General features: G+C 70.3%; 14 protein-coding genes. 5 read left to right on the top strand and 9 right to left on the bottom strand.

The features are described from left to right. Positions 1 to 134: 134 nt before the first annotated feature. The 4 genes from WME82_RS40910 (at position 135) to WME82_RS40895 (ending at position 5,745) form a co-directional block, all read left to right on the top strand. The gene (locus tag WME82_RS40910; protein WP_438039741.1) at positions 135 to 1,127 is read left to right on the top strand and encodes a serine/threonine-protein kinase; all 993 of its coding nucleotides are present in this window, start codon (positions 135 to 137) and stop codon (positions 1,125 to 1,127) included. Next, positions 1,124 to 2,494 (top strand): serine/threonine-protein kinase, encoded by a 1,371-nt coding sequence (locus WME82_RS40905; RefSeq protein ID WP_438039740.1) that lies wholly within the window; start codon positions 1,124 to 1,126, stop codon positions 2,492 to 2,494. The genes WME82_RS40910 and WME82_RS40905 overlap by 4 nt, the downstream gene beginning before the upstream one ends. 61 nt (positions 2,495 to 2,555) lie before the next feature. Further along, a complete protein-coding gene (locus WME82_RS40900) occupies positions 2,556 to 3,539 on the top strand; it encodes a hypothetical protein (RefSeq protein ID WP_438039739.1) in 984 nt (327 codons plus the stop codon). 88 nt (positions 3,540 to 3,627) lie between these two features. Beyond that, complete coding sequence (locus tag WME82_RS40895) at positions 3,628 to 5,745, top strand: ATP-dependent helicase (protein ID WP_437741959.1); 2,118 nt, start codon at positions 3,628 to 3,630, stop codon at positions 5,743 to 5,745. Between the two features lie 27 nt (positions 5,746 to 5,772). Here WME82_RS40895 and WME82_RS40890 read toward each other — a convergent pair whose 3' ends face one another. Then, entirely contained in the window at positions 5,773 to 7,437 is a 1,665-nt protein-coding gene (locus WME82_RS40890; protein ID WP_438039738.1) for a nitrite/sulfite reductase, read from the bottom strand. An 85-nt stretch (positions 7,438 to 7,522) separates the two neighbouring features. On the opposite strand from WME82_RS40890, the gene WME82_RS40885 reads away from it, so the two are divergent. Next, positions 7,523 to 8,719: a trans-sulfuration enzyme family protein gene (locus WME82_RS40885; RefSeq protein WP_438039737.1), complete on the top strand. Its 1,197-nt coding sequence runs from the start codon at positions 7,523 to 7,525 to the stop codon at positions 8,717 to 8,719. A gap of 77 nt (positions 8,720 to 8,796) precedes the next feature. On the opposite strand, the gene WME82_RS40880 is transcribed toward WME82_RS40885, so the two are convergent. The 8 genes from WME82_RS40880 to WME82_RS40845 all read right to left on the bottom strand — a co-directional run bounded on the left by WME82_RS40880 (position 8,797) and on the right by WME82_RS40845 (position 16,354). Next, entirely contained in the window at positions 8,797 to 9,354 is a 558-nt protein-coding gene (locus WME82_RS40880) for a response regulator transcription factor (RefSeq protein WP_438039736.1), read from the bottom strand. 7 nt (positions 9,355 to 9,361) lie between these two features. Next, entirely contained in the window at positions 9,362 to 10,834 is a 1,473-nt protein-coding gene (locus WME82_RS40875) for a sensor histidine kinase (protein ID WP_437741955.1), read from the bottom strand. Positions 10,835 to 11,027: 193 nt separating this feature from the next. Beyond that, positions 11,028 to 11,525: a cytochrome C oxidase subunit IV family protein gene (locus WME82_RS40870; RefSeq protein WP_438039735.1), complete on the bottom strand. Its 498-nt coding sequence runs from the start codon at positions 11,523 to 11,525 to the stop codon at positions 11,028 to 11,030. Positions 11,526 to 11,540: 15 nt separating this feature from the next. Next, entirely contained in the window at positions 11,541 to 12,227 is a 687-nt protein-coding gene (locus WME82_RS40865) for a cytochrome c oxidase subunit 3 family protein (protein WP_437711948.1), read from the bottom strand. Next, a complete protein-coding gene (gene ctaD, locus WME82_RS40860) occupies positions 12,224 to 13,861 on the bottom strand; it encodes a cytochrome c oxidase subunit I (protein WP_438039734.1) in 1,638 nt (545 codons plus the stop codon). The genes WME82_RS40865 and ctaD overlap by 4 nt, the downstream gene beginning before the upstream one ends. Before the next feature lie 19 nt (positions 13,862 to 13,880). Continuing rightward, positions 13,881 to 14,825, bottom strand: a complete 945-nt coding sequence (coxB, locus tag WME82_RS40855; protein WP_437741951.1) for a cytochrome c oxidase subunit II — start codon at positions 14,823 to 14,825, stop codon at positions 13,881 to 13,883. 30 nt (positions 14,826 to 14,855) lie between these two features. Then, entirely contained in the window at positions 14,856 to 15,698 is an 843-nt protein-coding gene (locus WME82_RS40850) for an SCO family protein (protein ID WP_438039733.1), read from the bottom strand. Further along, positions 15,698 to 16,354: a hypothetical protein gene (locus WME82_RS40845; protein WP_438039732.1), complete on the bottom strand. Its 657-nt coding sequence runs from the start codon at positions 16,352 to 16,354 to the stop codon at positions 15,698 to 15,700. Before WME82_RS40845 ends, WME82_RS40850 begins: the two co-directional genes overlap by 1 nt. Positions 16,355 to 16,359: the final 5 nt, after the last annotated feature.

The following is a 16,359-nucleotide window of genomic DNA, read 5'->3' as shown; positions in this document are numbered from 1 at the left end:
CATCCGTTGATTGCGCGTTTTTTGATGATCTGAGCGGTTTGTTCGCGCAACTTCTGCCACGAGAGCGACGATTCCCTTCCCGAACGAAGGCGCCGGCGCTCCGCCGCGCGCCCCCGCGAGGGAGGTCGACGGACATGGTGCAAAAGAAAGACGGACAGCCGCTGCCGGGGACTTCCTACCGTGTGCTCCGTCGGATCGGGGCAGGCTCGTGCTCGGAGGTCTTCGAGGTGACCGGGCGCCGCGGCCAGCTGCGGGCGCTCAAGCTGCTCCGCGCCATGCACGAGGGGTCGAGCGAGATCGGAGCGCGCCTGGTCCAGGAGGGGCGCGCTCTCTCGGCGCTGAGCCATCCCCACATCGTGAAGGTCGAGGAGGTCGGCGTGACGAGCGACGGCCGGCCCTTCCTCGTCATGCCGCGCCTCTTCGGCGAGACGATGCGCGAGCGGCTCGACGCGCGCGGGCCGCTCGCGACGCCCGCCGCCGTGCGCATCGCCATCCAGGTGCTCGGCGGGCTCGCGGCGACGCACCGCGCTGGCATCGTCCACCGCGACATCAAGCCGGCGAACGTCTTCCTCGCGCAAGCGAGCTGCGCCGAGCAAGGCGTTGCCGATCTGGAGAGCGCGCCCGGTGTGCCCGAGGCCGAGCACGCCGTGCTCATCGACTTCGGCATCGCGAAGGTGAGCCGCGAGGGGCTGGAGCCGTCGACGGGCTCGAACGTCCTCGGCACGCCGCGCTACCTGTCGCCCGAGCAGATCCGCGGCGAGGAGGTCGACGCTCGCACGGACGTGTACGCGGTGGGCCTCCTGCTCTTCGAGGCGATCACCGGGCGCGGTCCGTTTCCGGTGGTCGACTCGATGGCGGTGATGCGGGCGCACCTCAGCACACCGGCGCCGCGGCTCCGTTCGCTCCTCTGGGTGCCTCCGGCGCTCGATCATGCCGTCGCGCGCGCGCTCGAGAAGGATCCGGGGCTCCGCTGGCAGACGGCGGACGCGATGGCCGCCGCGCTCGCGGAGGCGCTGGGCGAAGGCGGGGGCAGGGAGACGCCGGCTCACGGCGGAGCGGGGCGCGCCGCGCCGCCGGACGGCGAGCGCAGCGCGCGGGCGCACCTCGCGGCCGGAGAGGCGCGATGAGCGGCGCGTCCGCCGAGTGCTCCGGGGCGCGCACGCTGCTCTACGCGCGCGGGGTGTCGCTCGCGCCGAGGGCGCCTTTCGCGCGGTCGCTCCGCGCGCCGGGCGAGGGCGAGCCGTCCGAAGGCGCGTGGCCGCTCCGCGCGCCGGGTGAGGGGGAGCCGCTCCCCGGCACGCCGTATGTCGTGCTGCGCCTGCTCGGCCAGGGCGGCATGGGCGAGGTGTACGAGGTCGAGCACCGGGCGCTCGGTCGACGGTTCGCGGTGAAGGTGCTGCACCGCAGCCACGCCGGCCGCAGCGATCTCTCGGCGCGCCTGCGCGCCGAGGCGCGCTCGATCGCTCGCCTGCGCCACCCGGGTCTCCCCGACGTGTTCGATCTCGGCGTGACCGACGGTGGCCGCCCCTACTTCGCCATGGAGCTCCTCGAGGGGCGCGATCTCCGGACCGAGCTCGCGCGCCTCGGCGTGGTCGCGGTCCCGACCGCGCTCGACCTGGTCCTGCAGGCCCTGTCCGCGCTGTCGCTCGCGCACGCGGCGGGCATCGTCCACCGCGATCTCAAGCTCGAGAACCTGTTCCTCTGTGACGACGGCACGCTCAAGGTCCTCGACTTCGGCGTCGCGAAGCTCCTCCACGCCAGCGCCTCGCTGACCGCCCCGGACGCCGTCATCGGCACACCCAGGACGATGGCGCCCGAGCAGTGCGCCGCCCAGCCGATCGATCCGCGCGCGGATATCTATGCGATGGGGCTCGTCCTCTACGAGCTCGTCGCCGGGCGAGGCCCCTTCGACGAGCTGCGCGGCCGGGGCGACGCGCTCCGCTTCGCTCACTGCGAGCAGGAGGCTCCTCCTCCCTCGCGCTTCGCGCCGCAGCCGATCCCGGCGGCGCTCGAGCGGCTGATCCTGCGCGCGATCGCGAAGGCGCCCGAGCATCGCTTCCAGACGGCCGCCGACATGGAAGCCGCTGTGCGCCGAGTGCACGTCCGGTTCCACGACGGATCGTCCTCGAGCGCCTGGCCGGTGGTCAGCGCGACCGCGCTCACCCCGACCGCGGCCGACGCCGTCGCGGCCTGCACGCCTGCGCGCGGCGAGGCATCCGCGGAGGCGCAGCGCCGACCGCTGCTCGCCGCGTCGGCCGGCGCCGCGCGCCTCTCGCGCCGCCCGAGGGCGCGCTCGACGCGGCGCGCACCTCCGGCGCGGCCCGTCGCCCGTGCAGCGTCGCGCGCCTCCGCGCTCGCCGTCTGCGCGCTCGCCGTCGCGTCGGCCGCGCTCGGGCTCGCGCTGGCTCAGCGCTGGATCGCGGCGAGTGAACCCCCCGCGCCCGCGCCGCCGTCCGCGCACGCCGGGGCGCAGGCGCGCTCGGCTGTAAGGTAGCCTCGTCGCGCCCGTTCTCTGGTCGACACCGCAAATGCGGAGTGGAGGGACCATGAACCGGATGCGACGAATCGGGCTGGCTTGTTTGGCGATATCGCTCCTCGCGGGCACCGCCGGCTGCGGCGGCAGCACAGCGGCCCGGCCGGCGGATTCCACGGCAAAGGGGGGACGCGCGATCACGGGCGCTCCCGAGCCCTCCAGCGCACAGGGGTTCCAGGACGGCGCCGCGTTCGACGAGCCGGGCGCGCCCGCCGCGCCGCCGTCGCTCGACGCCTCGCCTGCGGCGCCTTCGACCGAGATCGAGCGGCCCTCCGCCACGGGCGGCGCCTCGCGCGCCGAGGGAGCGGCGCGCAAGGCGCCGAGCAGCCAGGTCGCGCCGGAGCCCATCGATCGCCCGGGCCTCGGCACCGAGTGGGGCGAGACGCGCGTGTCGCGCATCTCGACCGCGCCGTTCGTCCGGGCCGATGTCAACCGCCCCTTCGTGGTCGCGAGCCTTTTCTACAACGACGCCGAGGGCGCCCGCGCCATGGCGAGCGCGTCCGGCTTCCGCCGCACGTCGCCTCAGGCGTTCACCTTGGCGGGCGGCGCCGTCGCGGTCGGGCTCCGCGGCGAGGGCGGCGGCTTCCTGAGCGGCTTCGTCGCCGGCGAGAAGAGCCACGTCATCGGCGAGGCCGGCCAGCGCTACAGCATCGTGCTGCGCAACCTCACGCCGACCCGGATCGAGTGCGTCGTCTCCGTCGACGGCCTCGACGTCATGGACGGCCAGGCCGCCACGTTCAGCAAGCGCGGTTACCTGATCGATCCCCACGGCGAGCTCGAGATCGACGGCTTCCGCCAGTCCGTCGACACGGTCGCCGCATTCCGCTTCGGCTCGGTCCGCGGCTCCTACGCGAACCAGAAGCACGGCGACACGAGGAACGTCGGCGTGATCGGCGTGGCCCTCTTCAACGAGCGCGGGACGACGCCCTGGACGTTCGACGAGGTCCAGCGCCGCCGCGAGGCGAACCCGTTCCCTGGGCAGTTCGCCACGCCGCCCGGTATCTGAGCCTTTTCAGCGCCCATCCCGCGTCCGCGCCGCGCTCCGGTAAAATCAAGCTCCCGCTCCGCCGCGCGCCGGGCTAGGCCACGGTACGGTGTCGGACTTATTGAACCCGTCTCAACGTGCGGCCGTCGAGCACGAGCTCGGGCCAATGCTGGTGCTCGCCGGCGCAGGTTCCGGCAAGACGCGTGTGGTGACCACGCGGATCGCCCGCCTTCTCGATCGCGGCATCCCGGCGCGCTCCATGTTGGCGATGACCTTCACCAACAAGGCCGCCGCCGAGATGCACGAGCGCGTCGGCAAGCTCGTCGGCTCCAAGGTCGCGCGCGAGCTCAAGGTCTGCACCTTCCACCGCTTCGGGCTCGACGTCCTCGGCGCGGAGACCCGCGCCCTCGGCCTGCGCGGCGGCTCCTTCGCCATCTTCGACCAGTCCGACGCCCTGGGGGTCATCCGCGAGATCCTCCGCGAGCTCCGCGCCGGCAAGAGCTACGACGTCAGCGCGATCCTCTCGCGCATCTCGAACGCCAAGAACGCGTTCCTCGACGCCGAGACCTGGGCCGAGGCGCAGCGGCAGGGCAAGGGAATCGACGAGTACGACGAGATCTCGATGCTCGTGTACCCGCGCTACATGGCGGCGCTGCGCTCGTTCCAGGCGTTCGACTTCGACGATCTCATCTGCGAGGTGGTCCGCCTCTGGCAGGCGCGCGCCGACGTCCTCGAGCGCTGGCGGATGCGCTACCGCTTCGTGATCGTCGACGAGTACCAGGACACGAACCGCGCCCAGCTGGAGCTCCTGCGCCTGCTCTGCGGCGAGCACCGCAACGTGGTGGTCGTCGGCGACGACGACCAGTCGATCTACGCCTGGCGCGGCGCCGACGTGCGCAACATCCTCGATTTCGAGGAGCACTTCTCCGGCGCGAAGGTCGTCAAGCTCGAGCACAACTACCGCTCCCGCAAGCCGATCCTCGACGTCGCGAACGCGGTGCTCGCCAAGTCCGGCGCCCGGCGGCACAAGAAGTCGCTCATCGCCACCCGGGTGGAGGGCGACAAGGTGCGGTCCATCATCTGCGTGGACCCGGACGTCGAGGCGAGCTTCGTGGCCACGGAGGCGCAGCGCCTCCTGGAGCGGGAGGCCGCGCGGCCGAAGGACATCGCCGTGCTGTACCGCTCGAACCTCCAGGCGGCCGCGATCGAGTCGGCCCTCAAGGAGCGGCAGATCCCGATCCGGATGATCGGCGGCCAGCAGTTCTTCGAGCGCAAGGAGGTCAAGGACCTCATCGCCTATCTCCGCGTCGCGCTCAACCCGGGCGACGAGATGTGCCTGCGGCGCATCCTGAACTACCCGGCGCGGGGCATCGGCGACGTCGCGGTGGCCAAGCTCGGCGCCTACGCGACGGCGCACGACGCGTCGCTCTGGACGGCGGTGTCGCGGCCGCACGCCGTCCACGAGCTGACCGCCGCCGCGATCGAGGGCTGCCGCCAGCTGCTCCGGATCATCGAGGCCACGCGCGCGCGGTTCGAGCGCGGCGAGCCCTCCGCGGAGGTCGCCCGCGCGCTCCTCGCCGACGCCGGCTTCAAGGAAGACATCATGGCCGGCTCGTCCACGGCCAACGCCGCGGCGCGCCGCTGGGGCAACATCGAGGGCCTGCTCAACGTCTTCGCGCGCCGCGACGAGAAGGGGAAGGGGGACCGCGCGAGCTTCGCCGAGTTCCTGCGGCTGCTCGCCCTGCGGCAGGACTCCGAGGAAGAGGAGGCCACCGACCGGGTGACGCTCACCACGATGCACGGCGCGAAGGGGCTCGAGTTCCCGTACGTGTTCGTGATCGGCCTGGAGGAGGGGCTGATGCCCCACCAGCGCAGCCTCGACGAGCGCGCCACGGACGCCGCGCCGAGCGGCGCGGAGGGCGGCGACACGGGCGGCCACAGCATCGAGGAGGAGCGGCGGCTCTTCTACGTCGCGGTCACGCGGGCCCGCGATCGGCTCTACCTCACGCGGGCGAAGCACCGCGGCTCGCGCGGCAAGATGGTGCCGAGGACGCCGAGCCGGTTCATGCTCGAGATCCCCCCCGAGCTCCTCGAGGAGCGCGAGGAGCTCGCGCCGGTCGCTCCGGGGATGGAGAAGGTGAAGGCAGGCGCGGCCGGCGTGCTGGCCGCGCTGTCGATGAACCCGTTCGCTGGAGATCCCCCCCTCATCCCGCGCCGCCGCACCTGAGCGGGGCGCGGGACGGCGGGGGTTCGGTCAGACGGCGCCCTCGGCGGCGGCGAAGCCGGCGCGGGTGATCTCCTGCACGCCCTTGCGCGTGACGAAGTCGCGGAAGCTCTCGCCCTCGGCGCGGCCGGCCATGTAGAAGCGCGCGATCGCGGCGATGACCTTGGGCGTCTCCTCCTCGGGGATGCGGCCGTCGAGGCGCTCGCCGATGCGCGCGCTCGGGCCGCAGCAGCCGCCCACGCGGAGCGAGTAGTGCGGGCGCTCGACGCCGTCCTTGCCCTTCACCATCAGGCCCGTCATCCCGATGTCCGCGACGTGGTGCTGACCGCACGAGTTCGGGCACCCCGAGATCTTGATGTCGAACTCGCCGAGCGCGCTGACGAAGTCCTCGGTCTCCTGGCGGCTGCCGTTCGGCACCAGGTGCTCCCGGATGCGCGTGCCGACCTCCATGCTCTTCGTGATCGCGAGCGTGCAGTAATCGCCGCCGGGGCAGGTCACCACGTCCGTGATGTGCCCCGCGTCCGCCTCGGCGAGGCCGATCTGCGAGAGCTCGCGGTGCAGGCCGAGGATCTTCGCCTCCGGCACCCAGCGCAGCACGAAGTTCTGCGTGTTCGTCGCCCGCACCTCGCCGTTGCCGAAGCGCCGGGAGATGTCGGCCAGGCGCTTCAGCTGCTCGCCCGTGATGTCGCCGAGCGGCAGCTTGACGGTGGCCACCCGGTAGCCGGGCTGCTTCTGCGGGATCGTGTTGGTCCGCTTCCAGCGCGCGAAGGCGCCGTCGCCGAGCGTCTCCCGCGACGGCTCGAGCGGGGGCGGGTCGCTCTCCCGGTACTCGGACACGTACCGCACCACGTCGGCCGCGAGCGCGGCGCCCCGCTCCGCCTTGATGCGATCGAACTCCTCGTCCAGCCTGCGCAGGAACTCGGCCTCGCCGACCTTGCGGAGCAGGAACTTGAGCCGCGCCTTCTTCCGGTTCTTTCGCTCGCCGTCCCGGAAGAACACGCTGACCACCGCCTCGCACGCCGGAAGCAGATCGGCGATCGGGATGAACTCCCGCCAGAGGTGGGCGACCTCGGGCGTCGAGCCGAGCCCGCCCGCCACGTAGACGGCGAAGCCCTGGCCGAGATCGCCGACCTTGGCCAGGAGGCCGACGTCGTTGATCATGATCTGCGCGTGATCGCGCGCGCTGCCCGACAGGCCCACCTTGAACTTCCGCGGCAGCCGCCGGTTGTGCTCGTGGAAGAGGAAATGCTCGGTGACCGCGTGCGCGTAGGGCGTCACGTCGAACACCTCGTCTTCGACCACGCCCGCGAGGTGCGACGCGGTCACGTTGCGGAGCGTATCGGCGCACGCGCCGACCGTCGTCACGCCAGCGCGCGCCAGCGCGTGCTGCAGATCGATCGTCTCCTCGATCTCCAGGTAGTGCAGCTGGATGTCCTGGCGTGTTGTGACGTGCGCTAGCCCGCGACCCCACCGCTCGGTCACTTCCGCGAGCGCTTCCAGCTGCGCTGCCGTCAGCTGCCCTCCAGGAATCTTGATCCGCTGCATGTGCTTCACGTGCGCGAGCTGCGCGTAGACACCCATCGCCAGCCGCAGCGGACGGAACTGGTCGGGGGTCAGCTCACCACGTTTGAATTTGGCGACGTTCTCGGCGTGTACGTCGATGGCCGCCGCAAGGCGCTCGACTCGTTGCGACATATCCGATGGTATTCCCTATATTTCCGACGCGTCAAGTGCGACAATTATCACTGCCGGTTCCACGAGGTATCCAGCCCCCAGCATCATGAAGACCGCTCTGCCGAACTCGACCGAAGCCGTGCACGCGGGCGTACTCCGCCAGCGCCCCTCCCACACCCTCGCGCCTGCGATCGCGCAGACGGCGACGTACACCTTTGCGAACACGGCGGACCTCGAGCGCTATTTCGCCGGAGGCGACGCGGATCCCGAGCGGCAGGAGTACGGCCGCTACGGCAATCCCACGGTGCGCGAGGTCGAGCAGCGCATCGCGGCGCTCGACCGCGCGGAGGATGCGCTGCTCTTCGCGAGCGGGATGGCGGCGGTGACGACCACGGCGTTCGCGCTCCTCAAGGCGGGCGATCACGTCATCCTGTTCCGCGACGTGTACCGCCGCACGCGGCAGTTCGTGATCAACGTGCTGTCGCGGCTCGGCGTCGAGCACACGCTGATCGACCCGGGCGCGTTCGATCAGCTCGAGGCGGCCATCCGGCCGCGCACCCGCTTCGCGCTCAGCGAGTCGCCGACGAACCCCTACCTCCACTGTATCGACCTGTCCCGCTTCGCCGAGATCTGCAAGAAGGCGCGGGTGAAGACGGTCGTCGACGCGACGTTCGCGACCCCCTGCAACTCCGACCCGATCGGCCGCGGCATCGACCTCGTGGTCCACAGCGCCAGCAAGTACCTGTCCGGCCACAACGACGTCCTGGGCGGCGCGGTCTCCGGATCGAGCGCGCTGATCTCGCTGATCCGCGACATGCGGAGCGTCCTTGGGGGCATCATGGATCCCCACGCCGCGGCGCTGATCGGGCGCGGGATGAAGACGCTCGCGCTCCGTATCGAGCGGCAGAACGCGACCGGGCTCGCCGTGGCGCGCGCCCTCGAGGCGCACCCCGCGGTGGAGCGGGTGTTCTACCCGGGGCTCCCGTCGCACCCGGATCACAGGGTCGCGGCGGAGCAGATGCGCGGCTTCGGCGGCGTCGTGAGCTTCACCGTGCGCGGCGGGCGAGAGGCGGCGTCGCGCGTCGTGGACGGCGCGCGCATCGCCGCGATCGCCCCGAGCTTCGGCGGCGTGGAGACGCTCATCGAGCAGCCCTGCATCATGAGCTTCCACGAGCTCAGCGACGAGCAGCTCGCGGCGATCGGCATCTCCCCCGCGCTGATTCGCCTGTCGGTCGGCATCGAGGAGACCGAGGACGTCGTGAGGGACGTCCTCGGCGCGCTCGACGCGCTCGGCGAGGCCTAGCCCCGCGAGCGAGCGCGCCGCCCACGCGAATCCGCCGCGAAGCGGCGCGGAAGTCCGACCCTCCCTGGCGGGTGGAGCTAGCCCCCGAGCTTCTTCAGCTTCCGCTGCAGCGTCCGCCGGTCGATCCCGAGCAGCTTCGCCGCGGTGGCCACCACGCCGCCCGACTCCCTCAGCGCGGCGCGGATCGCCTCGCGCTCGAGATCGTCGAGCTTCAGGCTCCCCGGCGGCGGCGTCGGCGCCGCAGAGGCCGAGGGCGGGGGCCGCTGGCGCTCCCGGAGGCTCGCGGCCTCGCGCAGCAGCTTGTCCGCGTCGACGGGCTTGCTGAGCAGCGTGTCGGCGCCCTCGCGCATCGCCGCCACCGCGAGCGGGATGTCCCCGAACCCGGTCAGCATCACGATCGCCGCCTCGGGCTGCAGCTTGCGGTACTGGGCGAGCGCGCTGAGCCCGTCGCCGCGCGGCATGCGGTAGTCGATGACCACGAGGTCCACCGGCTCGTACTCGAGCGCCACGAGCCCCTCGTCGATCGTCGCCGCCGTCCTCGCCACGACCCCGCGGCGGCGCAGCGCGCCCTGCAGGGTGGTGCGGAACGCGTCGTCGTCGTCCACGAGGAGCGCCGTCTCGATCCGTCGCGTCATCTTCACCTCAGGCGGCCCCGGAGCGCTTCAGCGCGCCGGGCAGATCCGCGTCCATGGGGCCCGTGCCCCCGTCGAGGCGGAGGCGCAAGGTCGCCTTCGCGCCGCCGGTCTCGACGCTCTCCATACGCAGCACCGCGTTCATGCGGGAGGCCATCATCGAGCTGATGTAGAGCCCGAGCCCCATCCCTCCCTGCGACATCTTCGTCGTCTGGAACGGCTCACCGAGCCGCCCGGCGATGTCGGGGTTGAGCCCCGGCCCGTTGTCGGAGACCCCGATCTCGCAGAGGTCGCCGCGCTCGACGACGCTCACCTCGATCCGCTGCTCGGTCGAGTCGGCCGTCGCCTCGGCGGCGTTGGCGAGCAGGTTGACGAGCACCTGGCAGAGCGCCGGCCGCAGCACGTCCGCCTGCACCGGCCGCGGCGTGTCGAACGCGAGCTCGCCGCGGTAGCCGAGTCGCGCGAGCTCGACCTTCGCCAGGTCGCGGACGAAGCGGGTGAGCTCCAGCGGCTCCATCCGCTGATCGAGCCGGATCTGGCCGCGCATCAGCCCGATGATGTCGCTCGCGCGCCGCGCCTCGCCGGCCACGGTCTCGGCCATGCGCGCGGCGTCCTCGGAGCCCGTCTCGCGGGCCACGTCGACGAGGTCCTTGCTCGCGAGGAGGATCGTCGCGAGCGGCGTGCTGAGCTCGTGCGACATCCCGCCGACCATGCGCCCGAGCATCGCCAGCCGCTCGTTCCGCTGGCTCTGCTGCCGGAGCTCCTCGAGCCTGTGCGCGTAGACGACGACGAAGAAGCCGAGGAACAGCGTCAGCGACGTGAGCGACACGAGGTCGCCGAGCCGCCGGATGCGCTCGCCGCCGAGCGGCGCCGCGTCGAGCGGCAGCGGCGTCGCGTACGTGAGCACGGCGATGGCGGCCAGCGTCAACAGGCCCACGAGCACGGTCGTGCGCCGCGGGCAGAGGAGGCCGGAGAGCGCGATGTGGAAGGCGAGGAAGACGGCGAAGGGGTTCGCCAGCCCGCCCGAGAACCAGAGCATCCAGGCGTTCGCGATCACGTCGCCCACGAGCTGGGCGCGCGCGTGATCCTGCGCGGGCTCGCGCGCCGAGGGTTCGCCCCCGTCCGGCCGGCGCGCGCGCCGGACCCGGAAGGTCCAGGCGACGTTGGCCGCCGCGATCGCGGCGATGCCGACGATCAGCGGAGCGAGCCCGAGGTCGGGGACGAGCTTCCTGCCCGCGACCGTGGTCGCGATCATCCCCGCGATCGCCCCCCACCGCAGCTGGATCAGCCACCTGTCGGCGGTGTCCCAGGACGGGGGCTTCGGCCCGGAGAGCAGGACCGCGAGCCGCCGGCGCGCCGCAGGGGGCGCGCCGCTCTTGGCGGGGTCGTGCCCTGCGTCAAGCGACCATGGCTGGAAGGAGGAGTGCATCCGCGCGCGGACAGGGGGGCTTTCCAGGGCGCGGTCGAGGCGTCCGGCGTCCATCCCGGAGCAACCTTCCGACGTTGCCTTGCATCCGCTCCCTTGTACCGCGCACGAAAGCCGCGAGCACGCGCGAGGTGCGCCCCGGCCCACATCCGGGGGGTGTCAGGAAAAACCCCAGCGAATACCGTGACTTGGAATTGTTGGCTGGGTTACGTTCTGCCTCGCGCCGGTGGGGCGCTCGGCCCCGGGCCGGTCACTTGGCCTCTTCGGCTCCGTTGCCGTGCGCGCCGTGCGCGGGCGGCGGCGGCGCCTTGTGCGCCCTCTTCATCCTCCAGTCGTCGGCGGCGCGCTTGCCGTCGAACGGCGCCTTGATGTCCGCCGGCCGCTCGGCCTCGATCCCCTCGGCCCGGCCGCGGTTGGCCGTGTCGAACATGGTGAAGCCGATGAAGATCGCCAGGAAGATGAGCGACGACGCGAAGATCAGGGTGTGGAACTTATGGTCCCACTTGAGGTGCATGAAGATGAGCGCCACGACGCCCGCCTTCATCGTCGCGATGAGGACCGCGATCGCCAGGTTGGCCGCGCCGAGGTCGACGTAGCTCGCGCCCACGGTGACGACCGTGAGCACGAGCAGCGCGAGCCACGTGGCGATGTAGACCTTGAGCGGCAGGACGTGAGGCACGTGGTCTGCGCCGTGGCCATGGCCGTGCCCGTGCCCGTGCGCGCCAGCTGCTTCTGCGTGTGTCGACATGCTGTCCTCTAGGCCTCAGCCCACCAAGTAGAGCAGGGGGAAGAGATAGATCCAGATGAGGTCGACGAGGTGCCAGTACAGCCCCACCCCTTCGACCGGCGAGTAGTAACGGCTCGAGAACTCACCGCGCAGGTTGCGGATGAGGATCCAGGTGATGAGCCCCATCCCGATGACGACGTGCAGCCCGTGGATGCCCGTCATCATGAAGTAGATGGCGAAGAACGTCCCCGCGTGGGCCGTGGTGAAGCCCTGGGCGGTGAAGTACTTCCCGGGCAGGAGGCCGTCGTGGAACTTGTGCTGGTACTCGAAGTACTTGATCACAAGGAACACGGCCGCGCAGAGCAGGGTCACCACGAGCAGCCGGGTGGTGGTCTTCTGATCGCTCCTCTGCGCAGACCGGACGGCGAGCGCCATCGTCAGGCTGGAACAGATGAGCACGATCGTGTTGATGCCGCCCATCACCTTGTCGAGGTGATGGTGGGCTTCCACGAACGAGTCGAAGAACCAGCCCCGGAAGATGGCGAACGCGCAGAACAGCCCGCCGAAGAGCAGGATCTCCGTGACCAGGAAGAGCCAGATGCCCATCCTGCCGGCGTCGAACTGCGTGTCGGCGGAATCGAAATGATGGGCGACGTGGAAGTCGGCAGACAGGGCGGTGCCTGCCTTGTTCGGCCGGTCGGCGGCCTCGGCGTGCGCGCTCATGCGTTCTCCGTGTCGAAGTCGTAGGCGCCCTTGGTCACGACCGGGGTGCGGACGAAGTTCTCGGTGATGGGCGGGGAGGCGGTGGTCCACTCGAGGCTGAGCCCACCCCAGGGGTTCGCCGGCGCCGGAGCGCCGGAGCGCAGCGATTTGATGAAGCAGATGATCATCACGAGGAAGCCGAGGCCCAGGATCCACGAGCCCACGGTCGAGAAGGCGTGCAGCGGCTGGAACTGGTCCAGGTAGTTGTAATAGCGGCGCGGCATCCCGCGGCTACCGAGGACGAACTGCGAGAAGAACGTGACGTTGAAGCCGATGAAGACCAGCACGCAGGAGATCGACGCGAGCCGCTCCGAGTACATCTTGCCCGTGATCTTGGGCCACCAGTGGTGGAGCCCGCCGATGTAGGCGATGACGGTGCCGCCGACCATCACGTAGTGGAAGTGCGCGACCACGAAGTACGTGTCGTGCAGGTGCAGATCGACGCTGAGCATCCCGAGGAAGACGCCGGTGAGCCCGCCGATCGAGAAGAGGATGAGGAACGACAGCGCGTACAGCATCGGCGCGCTGTAGCTGATGGATCCGCGCCACAGCGTCGCGATCCAGTTGAAGACCTTCACGCCGCTGGGGATGGCGACGAGGAAGGTCAGGAACGAGAACATGATCGCCGCGAACTCGCTCTGGCCGGAGGTGAACATGTGGTGGCCCCACACGAGGAAGCCGACCAGGGCGATGGCGACGCTGGAGAACGCGATCGCCTTGTAGCCGAAGACCCTGCGCCGCGCGTGGACCGAGATGAGCTCGCTGATGATGCCCATGCCCGGCAGGATCATGATGTATACGGCCGGGTGGCTGTAGAACCAGAAGAAGTGCTGGTAGAGCACCGGGTCGCCGCCGAGCGCCGGGTCGAAGATGCCGATGTGGAACGCGCGCTCCGCGATGAGCAGGAGGAGCGTGATGCCGAGGACCGGCGTGGCGAGGATCTGGACGATGCTTGTCGCGTAGATCGCCCAGAGCATGAGCGGCATCTTGTACCAGCCCATCCCGGGGGCCCGGAGCTTGTGCATCGTGACGATGAAGTTCAGCCCCGTGAGCACGCTGGAGAAGCCCAGGATGAACACGCCGAACGTGACGCTCAGGACCGACGTCGTGGTCACCGTGCTCGAGTACGGCACGTAGAACGTCCAGCCGGTGTCGATGCCGCCCGTGATGAGCGACGACAGCGTGAAGAGCGCGCCGATCCAGTAGAGGTACAGGCTGAGGAGGTTCAGCTTGGGGAAGGCGACGTCCTTCGCGCCGATCATGATCGGCAGGAGGAAGTTGCCGAGCGCGCCGGGGATGCTCGGGATGATGAACAGGAACGTCATCACCGCGCCGTGGAGCGTGAACATCTGGTTATAGGTGTTCGCGCTCATCAGCGTCTCCTTCGGCGTCAGCAGCTCGAGCCGGAGGACGAGCGCGAACACCCCGCCCATCGCGAACGCGATGAACGTGCTGATGAGGTACATGAGGCCGATCCGCTTGTGATCGACCGTGGTGAGCCACGACATGATCCCGCTCTGGGCCCGGATGTAGTCCGTTCCGTGGCCGGCGTCGGGTGTCGTATTGACGTCGAGGGTTGTTACGGTCTGCGACATGACTGCTTCTCCCCGGCGCTCACTTCACCGACTTCAGATAAGCGATGAGCGCGTCCACTTCTTTGTCCTTGAGGAGCCCCTTGAACGACGGCATCACCGGCGGGTAGCCGCGCACGACCTGGCCGCCGGGGTTGAACACGCTCTCGCGGAAGTAGTTCTCGTCCGCGATGAGCTTGGATCCGTCCGCGAGCTCCTCCTCGCGGCCGAAGAGCCCCTTGAGCGACGGGCCCTGGATGCGCGTCCCGTCGAGCGAGTGGCAGGTCGCGCAGCTCCGCTTGGCGAAGAGCAGCTTGCCGAGCTCCTCGGGCGGCAGGTCGCTGTTGTTGTTGCCCTCGAGCCACTTCTCGAAGTCCGACTGCTCCAGCACCTTGACCGTGGCGAGCATGTCCGAGTGACCGGAGCCGCAGTACTCGGTGCACAGGAGCACCGTCTCTCGCGTCTCCGTCGCCTCGAACCACAGCGACGTGTACGACCCCGGGACCACGTCCTGCTTCACGCGGAACTCCGGGATGTAGAAGCTGTGGAGGATGTCCTTCGAGCTCATGATGAGCCGCACCGGGCGCCCCCGCGGCACGGCGAGCTCGTTCACGGTCGTCGTCCCGTCGGGGTAGGTGAACGTCCACAGGTACATCTCGCCCGTGACGTTGATCTCGTAGGACTCGGCCGGCGCGACGGAGGCGTGCACGTAGCCGCGCATGCCCACGAAGAAGAGCGCGATCACGATGGCGAGCGGGATCAGCGTCCACACGACCTCGACCGTCGTGCTGTGGTCGATGGGGCTCGTCTTGTCGCGCTCGCTCCGCCGCTTGTACTTGATGGCGAAGAGCACCGTCGCCCCCGCCACCAGGATGAAGAAGAGGACGGAGACCCAGTAGGCCGCGTCCCAGCCGGCGTCGATGTGCTCAGCGAGCGTCGAGCCCTGGCGGGGCAGCCAGAAGGAGCCGAGTTCGATCGGGTTTTTCATCACCATAGTTGTGGCTCCGCCACCTTGTATCTAGGAAGCCTCGTTTACACGCGCCCTCGTGCGGGAGCGTTCAGTCCGCCAGAAGCGAATGAGCCAGAGCCCGATGAGCACGACGGTGACGACGCCTGACGCCATCATCAGCCGCCTCGTCGCCAGGACGTACCCTCGGGCGTTGGGATCGTAATGGAAACAGAACAAGAGCACCCGATCCCAGGCGCTCCCGACCTGCCCGCTGCCCGCTTCGCGCAGCGCGAGGCCGAAGTTCTTCTGTGGGAAGGAGATGCCGTACAGCGTGCGCGACAGGCGCCCGTCGGGCGTGAAGACGAACGCGCCCGCCGCGTGTGCGTACTGCTTGGTCGTCTCGTCCCACCGGTAGTGGAAGCCCACCGCGTCGGCGAGCGCGCGCACCGACGCCTCGTCTCCGACGAGGAAGTCGAAGCCGTCGCCGGTGACCGGCTTGCCGTACGCCTCGATGTAGTTCGCCCGCTTCTTGCGCGCGGCTTCGGGCGTATCACGGGGGTCGAAGCTGACGACGAGGGCGCGGTACTCCTCGCCCGCGGTCCAGGCGCTCTCCTTCATGGCCTGGAGCACGCCGTTCAGGACCAGCGAGCACAGCATCGGGCACTCGAAATAACCGAGCACCAGGACGAGGGGCTTGTCGCCCGCCGCATATCTGGCGAGCTCGACCTCTTGCCCCGACTGGTCGCGGAGCCGGAGCTTCTGCGGGAGCAGGGCTCCCGGCCGCTCCTCGATGTCGATGCCGGCGAGCTCCGTCGGAATGGTCGTGTCCGCAGCTCGCGCGCTCCGCGCCGGGGTGACCGTGGCCACCACGAGCGCGAGAACGGCGAGCAGGGCAGACAGCGGGCGGGACATCACTGCTCCGGAGCGGGGGTCGCCGGGGCCGCGGGCTTGGGCGCCGCGCCTGCAGGCGCGGCGGGCTTGGCGTCCGCGGGCTTGGCGGGCTTCACGGCGTCGGCGGGCTTGGCCGTCTCGGCGGGCTTCACGGCGTCGGCGGGCTTGGCCGTCTCGGCAGGCTTGGCGGCGTCCGAGGGCTTCGCCGCGTCCTTGTCGCCCGGCTTCGCTGCGTCTTCACCCTTCGACGGCTCGCCGGCGGCGCCCTCGGCGGGCTTCGCCGCGCCGTCCGCCGGCTGCGCGCCCTCGGTCGTCGCGGCGGGAGCGGCCGCGGTCCTCACGCGCTTCTCCTGGTAGTCCTTCAGGGTGAGCGCGACGGCCTGATCGATCGGGATGCGGACGACGCCCTTCTTCTCGTCAGCCCACTGGTAGCGGCTGAGCCGCTCCTTCTCCAGGGCCCGCAGGGCGCGGACCCCGCTGCTCGGCGGCTCCAGCACCTTGGTCGAGATCTCGCGCTCCATCGTCGCCTTGAAGATCTCGTTGACGAAGAGCACGACCACCACGATGGAGAACAGCGTGGCGATCACGATCACGAAGATGAGCGAGTTGTTCGGTCGATCCACCTCGGCCTGGGCCTCGGCGTGATCGGTCGCTGTGTTGTCGGTCGCTTCGCTCATGGCCG

Source organism: Sorangium sp. So ce128 (genome assembly GCF_051525245.1).
GTDB lineage: Bacteria > Myxococcota_A > Polyangia > Polyangiales > Polyangiaceae > Sorangium > Sorangium cellulosum_B.
This window is presented reverse-complemented; position numbering and strand designations above follow the sequence as displayed.